The sequence below is a fragment of the Verminephrobacter aporrectodeae subsp. tuberculatae At4 genome (assembly GCF_000193225.1).
In the GTDB taxonomy this organism is placed as follows: Bacteria; Pseudomonadota; Gammaproteobacteria; order Burkholderiales; family Burkholderiaceae_C; genus Acidovorax; species Acidovorax aporrectodeae.
Genome location: NZ_AFAL01000366.1, coordinates 1 through 11002, shown reverse-complemented (window position 1 = coordinate 11002; position 11002 = coordinate 1). Strand labels below are relative to the sequence as shown.

The 11002-nt window shown below is 68.0% G+C and carries 12 protein-coding genes and 1 pseudogene; 11 read left to right on the top strand and 2 right to left on the bottom strand.

Going from position 1 to position 11002, the window contains the following annotated elements; all coding sequences use genetic code 11:
- Both VTU_RS34745 and VTU_RS0108640 read right to left on the bottom strand, forming a co-directional pair.
- Positions 1–169, bottom strand: a pseudogene (locus VTU_RS34745) (LD-carboxypeptidase); the annotation flags it as partial.
- Positions 170–247: 78 nt separating this feature from the next.
- Positions 248–700, bottom strand: coding sequence for an Lrp/AsnC family transcriptional regulator (locus VTU_RS0108640; protein WP_029554218.1), 453 nt, complete (start codon positions 698–700; stop codon positions 248–250).
- Positions 701–760: 60 nt separating this feature from the next.
- Between VTU_RS0108640 and ehuR the strand changes: the two genes are divergently transcribed.
- The 11 genes from ehuR to VTU_RS34740 form a co-directional block, all read left to right on the top strand.
- Positions 761–2215 carry a MocR-like ectoine utilization transcription factor EhuR gene (gene ehuR, locus VTU_RS0108635; RefSeq protein ID WP_010103304.1) on the top strand — a complete coding sequence of 485 codons (1455 nt, stop codon included), beginning with the start codon at positions 761–763 and terminating at the stop codon, positions 2213–2215.
- A 168-nt stretch (positions 2216–2383) separates the two neighbouring features.
- A complete protein-coding gene (eutB, locus tag VTU_RS0108630) occupies positions 2384–3361 on the top strand; it encodes a hydroxyectoine utilization dehydratase EutB (protein WP_050809464.1) in 978 nt (325 codons plus the stop codon).
- A complete protein-coding gene (gene eutC, locus VTU_RS0108625; protein WP_010103302.1) occupies positions 3358–4383 on the top strand; it encodes an ectoine utilization protein EutC in 1026 nt (341 codons plus the stop codon). The genes eutB and eutC overlap by 4 nt, the downstream gene beginning before the upstream one ends.
- A complete protein-coding gene (doeA, locus tag VTU_RS0108620) occupies positions 4380–5558 on the top strand; it encodes an ectoine hydrolase DoeA (RefSeq protein WP_010103300.1) in 1179 nt (392 codons plus the stop codon). Before eutC ends, doeA begins: the two co-directional genes overlap by 4 nt.
- Before the next feature lie 3 nt (positions 5559–5561).
- A complete protein-coding gene (gene doeB, locus VTU_RS0108615; protein ID WP_010103298.1) occupies positions 5562–6578 on the top strand; it encodes a N(2)-acetyl-L-2,4-diaminobutanoate deacetylase DoeB in 1017 nt (338 codons plus the stop codon).
- A gap of 130 nt (positions 6579–6708) precedes the next feature.
- A complete protein-coding gene (ehuB, locus tag VTU_RS26590; RefSeq protein ID WP_010103296.1) occupies positions 6709–7491 on the top strand; it encodes an ectoine/hydroxyectoine ABC transporter substrate-binding protein EhuB in 783 nt (260 codons plus the stop codon).
- Between the two features lie 133 nt (positions 7492–7624).
- On the top strand, positions 7625–8290 hold the full coding sequence (gene ehuC, locus VTU_RS0108605) for an ectoine/hydroxyectoine ABC transporter permease subunit EhuC (protein WP_010103294.1): 666 nt from the start codon (positions 7625–7627) through the stop codon (positions 8288–8290).
- Positions 8287–8979: an ectoine/hydroxyectoine ABC transporter permease subunit EhuD gene (gene ehuD, locus VTU_RS0108600; protein ID WP_029554216.1), complete on the top strand. Its 693-nt coding sequence runs from the start codon at positions 8287–8289 to the stop codon at positions 8977–8979. Before ehuC ends, ehuD begins: the two co-directional genes overlap by 4 nt.
- Entirely contained in the window at positions 8976–9758 is a 783-nt protein-coding gene (gene ehuA / locus VTU_RS0108595) for an ectoine/hydroxyectoine ABC transporter ATP-binding protein EhuA (RefSeq protein ID WP_010103290.1), read from the top strand. Before ehuD ends, ehuA begins: the two co-directional genes overlap by 4 nt.
- A gap of 149 nt (positions 9759–9907) precedes the next feature.
- Positions 9908–10765, top strand: coding sequence for an Rpn family recombination-promoting nuclease/putative transposase (locus VTU_RS26585; RefSeq protein WP_010103288.1), 858 nt, complete (start codon positions 9908–9910; stop codon positions 10763–10765).
- A 26-nt stretch (positions 10766–10791) separates the two neighbouring features.
- On the top strand, positions 10792–11002 hold a 211-nt coding region (locus VTU_RS34740), incomplete at its 3' end, for a hypothetical protein (RefSeq protein WP_010103287.1).

Below are 11002 nucleotides of genomic sequence, written 5' to 3'. Positions count from 1 at the left end.
TCGCCAGCGCGTCGGCGTCAACCTCCACCGTGTGGCCCCGGGCCCGCAAGCGGGCGACGCCGCGCCGGAACGCGGCCCTGTCGCGCACCGCGCTGGAGGGGGAGTAGATATAGATGTGCCTGGGAGCGTGCGCATGCCCGCACTGCGAAGGGTCGTGGTGGTCGTGCAAGATGCTCGGGCCCGCGCCGGGCCCGCTCCATTGAACAGCGGTTGTCGCGAAGTATTCCATAGCCCGCGCAGCGCTCCCTCAGTCGCGCTGCGCGGGCACCACGACCTTGGTCACGACGTAGCTGAAATAGCGTTCGATGCCGATCTGCGCGTCGAGCAAGCGGTCGATCAGGCGCTGGTAGCTGCCGATGTCGGGAACCACCACGCGCATGATGTAGTCGATGTCGCCGCCGGTTGCGTCGCAGGCCACGATGCACGGCTCCTGCGCAATGGCTTCTTCAAAGCGGCGGAAGTCGGCCTGCTGGTGGCTCCTGAGGCTGAGCTCGACGATAATCGCCGCGCGTGGTGCGTCGGCCTCGAGGTCGACGATCGCGGTATAGCCCTTGATCACGCCTGCGGCCTCGAGTCGCCGCAGGCGCTCCCAGCACGCTGCGGGCGAGAGTGCAACCGTCTCCGCGAGCTTCAATTTGGTCATGCGACCGTCCTGCCGCAGCGCCACGACGATCTTCAGATCGATGGCATCGAGCTTCATTTTCGGCGACTGGGCGGGCATGGTGTCATGAATGACCTGTTTCAGGAACGGGATAATCGCATGCCTCATCGAGCCGATCCGCGCGCTGGCCCCGGGAGCGACCCGGCCCCCGGCAATGGCGCGGCGTGGCGCCCAGCGCTGACCCGGCAAAAAGGCAAGACCAAGCATGCGGCGCTGACGGAGTGGATCATCGCCGATATCGACGCCGGCCGGCTCAAGCCCATGGACCGCATGCCGCCGCACCGTGACTTGGCGCGCGATCTGGGCATCTCGGTGCAGACGGTCAGCCTGGGCTATCAGGAGGCCGAACGCCTGGGCTATCTCAGCGGCGAGGTCGGGCGCGGAACCTTCGTCAGGGCCAGGGTCACGGAACGTGTCGGCCAGATGATGCTCGACCGCAGCCTGGACGAGGTGATCGACCTGTCCATCGTGCGCGGGGTCTATCTGCCGGAGCACGAGGAGGCCTCGCGCGCCGTGCTGGCCGCGCTGGCTGCGGGGGAGAATGCGGCCTTCATGCAGCCCTGCCGGCCGATTGCCGGGCTCGACCGGCACCGCGAGGTCGCCACCAGCTGGCTCGCAGCGCTCGGGGTCGATGCCCCGCCCGAGCGCATCCTGATCACCAACGGCGCCGCGCATGCGCTGTTCCTGGCGCTGGCCTGCATCATTCGCGCCGGCGACGTCGTGCTCACCGAGAACCTGACCGACCACGGAATCATCGGTCTGGCGAATATCCTCGGCTTCGCGCTCAAGGGCCTGCCGACGGACGAGCAGGGAATCCGCCCCGATGCCTTCGAGGCCGCCTGCGCGGCGGGGGACGTGCGCGCGCTGGTGCTGATTCCGACGCTGAACAACCCGACGGGCCACGTCGCGACCCCGGAACGCCGCCACGCCATCGCCGAGACGGCGCAGCGCCATGGCGTCTTCGTCGTCGAGGACGAGGTCTGCAAGCCCTTGATCGACGCGCCGCTGCCGGCGATCACGCAGTGGCTCCCGGACCTGGGCTTCTTCGCCACCAGTTTTACGAAGGTGGTGCTCACGGGCCTGCGCGTCGGTTATCTGGTGGTTCCGCCGCGCTACTGCATCCGCGCGGAGTCCATCTTGCGCGTGACGAGTTGGAGCGCCACCTGCCTGCCGGCCGAGATTGCCACGCGCTGGGTCGAAGATGGCACGGCGCGCCGCCTGCTCGCCGTGCAGCGCGAGGAGGTGCGGGCGCGCCAGCAGTTGGTCGCGGATGCGCTCGGCCCGCATATCGCGTCGCACCACCCGCTGTCGCTGTGCGCCTGGCTGAAGGTGCCCGCGCATTGGACGGAGGATGGACTCGTGCGCGCGCTCGCCGAGCGCCGTGTGGCGCTGACGCCCTCCGACCCCTTCGTCGCCGGCAGCGGCCATGGGGGCGGCGTGCGCATCTGCATCGGCGGAAAAATGGGCCATGCCACGCTCGCGCTGGCGCTCGATACCGTCCGACAAACCTTTGAGCAATTTCCCCCGGTCTTCGGCGTCGGCGCAATCGGCTGAGTTTCCGGCCGGCGTGCGCCGGCCAGACATTGAATCATGACAATATAGTGATTGACATGATTTTCCCCGGACATTACTCTGACGTAATTGCCAGGAGAAATGATGCTGCACAGCGTGTGTCTCGCGAATGCCGAATCGGGCGGCCGTATCCAGCCGGCGGCGGCGCCCATGCCCGCGTGCGACTTGGCCCGGGTCGAATCCGCCGCCGCGCGCATCGCCGGGCACGTGCTGCGCACGCCGCTCGTCGCCTCGGCGGCGCTCACGCGCTGCTGCGGCCTGCCGGTGCATCTGAAACTCGAAACGCGCCAGCCGACCGGCGCTTTCAAGCTGCGCGGTGCCATGAACGCGCTGCTCGCGCTCGATGAGGACGCGCGCCGCCGCGGGCTGGTCACCGCGTCCACCGGCAACCACGGCCGCGCCGTCGCCCACGCTGCGCGCGCGGCGGGTGTGCGCGCCGTCGTCTGCATGTCGGCGCTGGTGCCGGCGCACAAGGTTGACGCGGTGCGCGCGCTGGGCGCCGAGGTCAGGATCGTCGGACGCTCGCAGGACGACGCGCAGGCCGAGGTCGAGCGGCTCGTCGCCGAACAGGGTCTGACGCCGATCCCGCCCTTCGATCATCCCGACGTCGTCGCCGGGCAGGGCACGATCGGCCTCGAACTGATCGACGACCTGCCGGAGTTGGACCTCGTTCTGGTGCCCCTGTCCGGCGGCGGGCTGGCGGGGGGCATCGCGGTGGCGGTCAGGGCGCTGCGCCCCTGCGCGCGCGTGGTCGGCGTCTCCATGGAACGCGGCGCGGCCATGGCGGCGGCGATCGCCGCCGGCCAACCGGTCGATGTCGCCGAGCAGGAAACGCTCGCCGACTCGCTCGGCGGCGGGATCGGCCTGAACAACCAGCTCACTTTCCGCCTGTGCCATGCGCTGCTCGACGGCGTCGTGCTGCTGACCGAAAACGAGATTGCCGCGGGAATCCGGCACGCCGCCCGGGAGGAGCACGGCGAGGTCGTCGAGGGCGCCGGCGCGGTCGGCATCGCGGCCTTGCTCTGCGGCAAGATTCGTCCCATGGGACCGACTGCGGTCGTGGTCTCGGGCGGGAATATCGACGCGGCCCTGCACCGGCGCATCGTCGCGGGGGACGCACCATCATGAGCCGCATGCGAATCCTGACCGAGGCCGATCTGCGCCGCCTCGTCCCGCTCGACATGGGCGTCGTCGCCTGCGTGGAAGCGGCCTTCGCGGCGCTCGCCACGCAGGCCGTCGCCATGCCGCCCATCCTGCGGCTGGACATCCCCGAGCACCGCGGCGAGGTCGACGTCAAGACCGCCTACGTGCCGGGACTCGACGGGTTTGCGGTGAAGATCAGCCCCGGCTTCTTCGACAACCCCCAGCTCGGCCTGCCAAGCCTGAACGGCTTGATGATTCTGTTCAGCGCCAGGACCGGCCTCATCGAGGCGCTGCTTCTGGACAACGGCCACCTCACCAATATGCGCACCGCTGCGGCGGGCGCGGTGGCCGCAAGGCATCTCGCGCGCCCCGACGCCCATTGCGCGGCGATCTTCGGCGCCGGGTTGCAGGCGCGCTTGCAGTTGCAGGCATTGACGCTGGTGCGCCCCATCGACGGGGCGCGCATCTGGGCGCGCGATGCGGACAAGGCCCGCGCGCTCGCGCGCAGCTTGTCAGACGCGCTCGAAATACCGGTCACGGCCATCGCCGACCCGCGCGCGGCGGTCGCGGGCGCCGACGTCGTCGTCACCACGACCCCGGCCGAAGCGCCCATCCTGATGGCCGATTGGATCGAGCCGGGCCAGCATGTCACCGCCATGGGGTCCGACGCCGGGCACAAGAACGAGATCGACCCGGCGCTCGTGCTGCGGGCCCGCGATGGCTATTTCGCCGACCGGCTGTCGCAGACGCGCTGTCTCGGAGAATTGCACCACGCGATTCGCGCGGGGCTCGTCGCTCCCGATGCCGACTTCGCCGAGCTCGGGGCCGTCATCGCCGGCAAGGCCGCCGGGCGCTGCAGCGCGGACCAGATCACCTTCGCCGACCTCACCGGAACCGGCGTTCAGGACACCGCCATCGCCCACCTCGCCGCGGCCCGCGCGCGCGACGCGGCGGTCGGCCGCAGCATGGACAGCCACAGCGCAACCGCGGACGCAGTCGCAGCATGAGCGCAACCCTGAACTTCTCGCTCGCGGAGTACGCCGAGCGCCTGGCCAAGACGCGCCGCGCCATGGAGCCGCGCGGAATCGAACTGCTGATCGTCACCGATCCGTCGAACATGCACTGGCTCACCGGCTACGACGGCTGGTCCTTCTACGTGCACCAGTGTGTGCTGGTGCCGCCGACGGGCGCACCGCTGTGGTACGGGCGCCAGCAGGACGCGCAGGGCGCCAGGCGCACCAGCTACCTCGACCCCGCGAACATCATCGGCTACCCGGACCATTACGTGCAGTCGAACGAGCGCCACCCGATGGACCTGCTGGCGCAGATCATCGCCGACCACGGCTGGGGCCGGCTGCCCATCGCGGTGGAGATGGACAATTACTACTTCTCGGCCGCCGCCTTCGCCTCGCTGCAACGGCATTTGCCCGGCGCCCGGTTCCAGGACTCCGCCGGGCTCGTGAATTGGCAGCGCGCGGTCAAGAGCCCGGCCGAGCTCGACTGCATGCGCAAGGCCGCGCGCATCGTCGAGCTCATGCACCAGCGCATCGTCGAGGTCATCGAGCCCGGAATGCGCAAATGCGACCTCGTCGCCGAGATCTACGGCGCCGGAATCCGCGGCACGCCGGCGTTTGGCGGCGACTACCCGGCGATCGTTCCGCTGCTGCCCTCGGGCGCGGACGCCTGTGCCCCGCACCTGACCTGGGACGACAAACCCATGAAGGCGAACGAGGGCACCTTCTTCGAGATCGCCGGCGCCTACAAACGCTACCACTGCCCGCTCTCGCGCACCGTGTTCCTGGGCAAGCCGACGCAGGCCTTTCTCGACGCCGAGAAAGCGACGCTCGAAGGCATGGAGGCGGGCCTTGCCGCGGCCCGGCCCGGCAACCGCTGCGAGGACATCGCGAACGCCTTCTTCGCGGTGCTGCGCAAGCATGGGATCACCAAGGACAACCGGACCGGCTACCCGATCGGCCTGAGCTACCCGCCGGACTGGGGCGAGCGCACCATGAGCCTGCGCCCGGGCGACCGCACCGTGCTGCAAGCGGGAATGGCCTTCCATTTCATGACCGGTCTTTGGCTCGAGGACATGGGGCTGGAGATCACCGAAAGCATCGTGATCACCGAGGTCGGCGTCGAATGCCTGGCGCAGGTTCCGCGACAACTATTCATCAAGGATTGATCGATGCCCATGGCGCTGCCTGGCCCCTCGCCGATCGTGCCCACGGTCGATTTCGCCGCCCAGGGCGTGCAGCACGGTCATCTGCGCCTGCCCCACAGCCGCGACGACAGCGCCTGGGGCTCGATCATGATCCCGGTCTGCGTGATCGCGCAGGGCGAGGGGCCGACCGCGCTGCTCACCGGCGCCAACCACGGCGACGAGTACGAGGGGCCCGCCGCCTTGTACGAGCTGGCGCGCACGCTGCACCCCGCGCAGGTCACGGGGCGCGTGATCATCGCTCCCGCGCTGAACTACCCGGCGTTCCTGGCGGGAACGCGGACCTCCCCGATCGACAAGGGGAATCTGAACCGCAGCTTTCCCGGCCGGCCGGACGGGAGCGTGACGCAGAAGATCGCGGACTACGTGACGCGCGCGCTCGTGCCGCTTGCCGACATCGTTCTCGACCTCCATTCCGGCGGGCGCACGCTCGATTTCCTGCCCTACGCCGCGGCGCACGAACTGCCGGACAAAGCGCAGCAGGCGCGCTGTTTTGCCGCTGTCGCCGCGTTTGCCGCGCCCTACTCCATGAAGATGCTCGAAATCGACGCGGTCGGAATGCTCGACACGGCGGTCGAGAACGCGGGCAAGACCTTCGTCACCACCGAGCTCGGTGGCGCCGGCACCGCGACGGCCCGCTCCATCGCCATCGCCCGGCGCGGCGTGCTGAATGTGCTGCGCCACGCGGGAATTCTCTCCGGGCAGCCGCAGACCGGCCCGACGCGCTGGCTCGACATGCCGTCCGCCGCCTGCTTCGTTTGCGCGCAGGACGGCGGGCTGGTCGCATTCGCGCACGACCTCGGCGATACGCTCCGGCAAGGCGACGTCGTCGCCCGGGTCTACCCGCTTGGCCGCACCGGGTGCGCGCCGATGGAGTACCGCGCAGGCATGGACGGCATCCTGGCCGCCCGGCATGTTCCCGGCCTGCTCCAGGCGGGCGACTGCCTCTGCGTCATCGCGCAGCAGCGCGAGGAGGGTATTTGAAGGCGCTCGAACCCGCGGCGCCGTCCATCCCCACAAAAATCCATGCACCAGCGCGGCGCGCACCCATCCGGTCCAAGCGGCCCGCAATTTGCTTGAAGACCCCCACCAGAAAAACCACAGGAGACAACCCATGTTCCATTCCCGAGTCCTTGGCCTGAGCGCGCTCGCGCTGGCCACCGCCCTGCCCGTACTGCCCGCTGCCCATGCCACGACACCCAAGGAAATCAAGGACCGGGGCTACGTCCGTGCAGCGACCGCGAACGAGGTGCCCTATTCGTATATGAAGGACGATGGCAGCTCCGCCGGCATTGGTCCCGACGTCGCCATGGCGGTGCTGAAGACCATGGGGATCGACGAGGTGGCCTGGTCGGTCACGCCCTTTGGCACGCTCATCCCGGGCCTCAAGGCCAGGCGCTTCGACTTCGTTGCCGCCGAGCAGAACATCTCGCCGGAACGCTGCCGGCAGGTCGCCTTTACCGAGCCCAACTCGTCCTACGGCGAGGGCCTGCTGGTGAAGAAAGGCAATCCGAAGAAGCTCACGACCTACGCCGACATCGCCAGGGACCCGTCGCTCAAGGTCGCCGTGGTCTCCGGCGCGAACAGCATCGACTATCTGCGCGCAGTCGGCGTCCGGGACAGCCAGGTCGTCTTCATTGCGGCCAACGCCGACGCGCTCGCCACCGTGCAGAGCCGCGCCGACGCCTACGCGGCGACCGAGCTCACGGTCGCCAGCCTCGCCCGGGGGCAGGCGCATGTGGAACAGGTCCGGCCCTTCACCGACCCGCTGGTGGACAACAAGCCGGTGCGCAATTTCGGCGGCTTCGCGTTCCGGCCGGAGGACAAGGCGTTCTACGAAGCCTACAACGCCGCGCTCGTCGCGTTCCGCAGAACCGACGCGTATAAAAAAACCTGACCCAGTACGGCCTGTCGGACGAGAGCATCCGGGCCGCTGCCGAGCGCAAGGTCGCCGATCTTTGCGCCGGCAAATGAACCGCCGGCGCGGCTGACGGCTCGCGGTGTCATCGCACATGCCAGGACATGGCGCCATGGAGTTCTGGGCCTACGTTCCCTCGCTCGCGCGCGGCGCACTCGTGACCGCCGGGATCACGCTCGCCGCGATCGCCATCGGCGCCGTCAGCGCCTTCGTCGCCGGCATCGCGCGTGTCGAGGGTGGCCGAATCGCCGCGGCGATCGCGCTGTGCTACACCGAGGTCTTCCGTGGCACCTCGCTCCTGGTGCAACTCTTCTGGTTCTATTACGCACTCCCGCTGGTCGGCCTGACCCTCGAGCCCGTGGCGACCGGCGTCACCGTGCTGGCGCTGCACGTGGGCGCGTATGGCTCGGAGATCGTGCGCGGCGCGCTGAACGCCGTCTCGCCGTTGCAGCGCGAAGCGGCGCGGGCGCTGAATTTCGGCCGCGGGCACACGCTCGTGCACGTCGTCCTGCCGCAGGCGGTCGTCGAGATGATGCCGGCCCTTGGCAACCTCGCGATCGAAACGCTCAAGCTCTCCTCACTGGTCTCGCTGATCTCCATCACCGACCTGACGTTCCGCGCGCAGGCCATGCGCAATCTGACGCTGGACAGCACCACGGTCTATGCGCTGACGCTGATCGGCTATTTCGCCATGTCGCTCGTGCTCATGCTGGCCCTGCGCCTGGTCGAGAGGCTCGTGCGCCGCGGCGCGGCCTTTCCGAAGGCGGCGCACGCATGATGTACGGCTTTGCATGGGACAGTTCCACGCCGCTGGCGTATGCGGTGTCCATCCTGCCCATTCTCCTGATCGGGCTGGGCGTCACCTTGAAGGCCGCAGCAGCCGGTTTTGCCATCGCGCTGGCGCTCGGCCTGGTCTTCGCGCTGATGCGCCGCAGCCGCCTGCGGGCGGTTTCCTGGAGCACGGCGGTGCTCGTCGAATTCCTGCGCGACACGCCGCTTCTGGTGCAGCTCTTCTTCCTCTACTACGTGCTGCCCGACTACGGCGTCACGCTGCCGGCCTTCCTCACCGGCGCGGTGGCGCTCGGTCTGCAATATTCGGCCTATACCTCCGAGGTCTACCGCGGCGGAATCGACGCGCTGCCGCGCGGCCAATGGGAGGCCGCGACCGCCGTCAACCTCTCGCGCGCGCAGATCTATCGCGCCATCGTCATCCCCCAGGTCGTCCCGCGCATCCTGCCGGCGCTGGGCAATTACCTCGTCGCCATGATCAAGGAGACGCCGGTCCTGTGCGTCGTCACCGTGCTTGAAATGATGGGGCTTGCGAACATGCTCGGCGAGCGCAGCTTTGAATACCTGGTCCCGCTGACGCTGGTCGGCCTGATCTTCCTCCTGCTCACGCTGATCTGCTCGGTCGGGCTGCATTGGCTGGAGAAGGCGCTGCCCAAAACAGGAATACCGCTGCGATGACCGAAACCCCCTGCGCCCGCGCTCCCATCATCGAATTCCAGGGCGTCACCAAGCGCTTTGGCACGCTCACGGTGCTCGACGATTTCAATTTCTCCGTCGCCGCCGGCGAGAAGGTGGCGCTGATCGGCCCCTCGGGTTCCGGCAAATCGACCGTGCTGCGCATTCTGATGACGCTCGAACCGTTTCAGCAAGGCACGCTCACGCTCGCCGGAACCTCCTACCACCAGACCGGCGGTGCCGGCCCCTTCAAGGCCTCGCAGCGGCATCTGCGCGAGTTGCGCAGCCATGTCGGGATGGTGTTCCAGAGCTTCAACCTGTTCCCGCACATGTCGGTGCTGCGCAATGTGCTCGAAGCCCCGGTCAAGGTCTTGGGCTTGCCGCGCGCCGAGGCCGAATGCCGTGCCGTGGAACTGCTCACCATGGTGGGTCTTGCCAACAAAAAGGACCATTACCCGGCCCAGTTGTCGGGCGGGCAGCAGCAGCGCGTGGCCATTGCCCGGGCGCTGGCCATGCGCCCGCGCGTGCTGCTCTTCGACGAGCCCACCTCGGCCCTGGACCCGCAGCTCGTCGGCGAGGTGCTCGGCGTGATCCGTGGCCTGGCGCACGCGCACGAACTGACCATGCTGCTCGTCACGCACGAAATGCGTTTCGCGCGGGAAGTCTCGGACCGCGTCTGCTTCTTCGACCAGGGCCGCATTCGTGAACAGGGCGATCCCGAGCGCATGTTCAGCGCGCCGCAAGAGCCGCGCACACGGGAGTTCCTCGCGTCGGTGCTGTGATGCATGCACACCCGGCAGGTCCATGCAACGCATGGCCTGCCGCGCTCCTTGGGCCCAACAGGGCATGCAATACACTGCGGCGTCGGGGGCCGTCGGACCAGCTGGCGCATCGCCGACGGCGTGTTCCATGCCAACCGGAGTCCTCGCCCATGAATCTGAGCTACCTCGACCCCAAGATTGATCTGGTCTTCAAGCGCATCTTCTCGCGCGCCGACCTGCTCCTGGATTTTCTCAACGCCGTTCTGCCGCTGGACGCTCCGGTCGAAACGCTGACCTATCTGCCCACCGAACAGGCGCCGCAAATCCCGGGCATGCGCTTTTCCATCGTCGACGTCAAATGCCACGACCAGAGCGGCCAGGTGTTCGTCGTCGAGATGCAGATGCTATGGACCGACGCCTACTTCTCGCGCATCCTGTTCAGCGGCGCGCAGGCCATCGTCAACCAACTCTCCGCGGGTGCGCCCTACCAGTCTCTGTGCCCGGTCTACTCGGTCACGGTGCTCAACGACGTTTTCAAGAAAGACGCGCGCCAGAAAGACTGCTGGCTGCACCACTACAAGATCACCAAACTCGCAGAACCCGACGATATCCTGCAAGGCCTGCAGTTCGTCATCCTGGAACTGCCCAAATTCACACCCCAAACGCAGGTCGAAAAACGAGTGACCGCGCTGTGGCTGCGCTTTCTGCGCGAGGCCGGCGGACCGGACTTTGTCCCCGACGAGAACCTGCTGTCCCACGCGCCGGTCGCCGCCGCGGTCAAGCTCACCGAGTTCGCAGGGTATAGCGCCGTCGAAATCGAGGCCTACCGGAAGTATCAGGATGCGCTGCGCAACGAAAACAGCGTGCTGCTCGATGCCGTGACGAAGGGACGGATTGAAGGGCGGGCCGAGGTTGCGCGCAATCTTTTGCCGCTGCTCGGTGACGAGGCCATCGCGCAGGTCAGCGGCCTGACCTTGTCGGCCGTCAAAAAGCTGCGCGAAGAAGCCGGCCCCCCGCGCACGAACTGATCGTGCATGCTCGTCATGCATGAACCATGCACGCGTTGAACAAGCTGGCCCGTTCGAGCGCCCAACGCGTTGTGCGAAACTTGGCCGATGCATCGATTGCCCTGCTCCGTGGCCGATCGCGGCATGCACTGGAACCACCGGGACAGGTCTTGACTGCCAGTGCGCGCATCGATTTCAGCCAGCCGCTGTACGCGCGGACCGCGCGCCTGCGCCACGCCCTTGGCAGGCCCCGCGAGG

Coding starts and splice junctions, on each gene's coding strand:
- VTU_RS0108640 (WP_029554218.1), bottom strand. CDS start 700: ATGAAGCTCGATGCCATCGATCTGAAGATCGTCGTGGCGCTGCGGCAG.
- ehuR (WP_010103304.1), top strand. CDS start 761: ATGCCTCATCGAGCCGATCCGCGCGCTGGCCCCGGGAGCGACCCGGCC.
- eutB (WP_050809464.1), top strand. CDS start 2,384: ATGCCCGCGTGCGACTTGGCCCGGGTCGAATCCGCCGCCGCGCGCATC.
- eutC (WP_010103302.1), top strand. CDS start 3,358: ATGAGCCGCATGCGAATCCTGACCGAGGCCGATCTGCGCCGCCTCGTC.
- doeA (WP_010103300.1), top strand. CDS start 4,380: ATGAGCGCAACCCTGAACTTCTCGCTCGCGGAGTACGCCGAGCGCCTG.
- doeB (WP_010103298.1), top strand. CDS start 5,562: ATGCCCATGGCGCTGCCTGGCCCCTCGCCGATCGTGCCCACGGTCGAT.
- ehuB (WP_010103296.1), top strand. CDS start 6,709: ATGTTCCATTCCCGAGTCCTTGGCCTGAGCGCGCTCGCGCTGGCCACC.
- ehuC (WP_010103294.1), top strand. CDS start 7,625: ATGGAGTTCTGGGCCTACGTTCCCTCGCTCGCGCGCGGCGCACTCGTG.
- ehuD (WP_029554216.1), top strand. CDS start 8,287: ATGATGTACGGCTTTGCATGGGACAGTTCCACGCCGCTGGCGTATGCG.
- ehuA (WP_010103290.1), top strand. CDS start 8,976: ATGACCGAAACCCCCTGCGCCCGCGCTCCCATCATCGAATTCCAGGGC.
- VTU_RS26585 (WP_010103288.1), top strand. CDS start 9,908: ATGAATCTGAGCTACCTCGACCCCAAGATTGATCTGGTCTTCAAGCGC.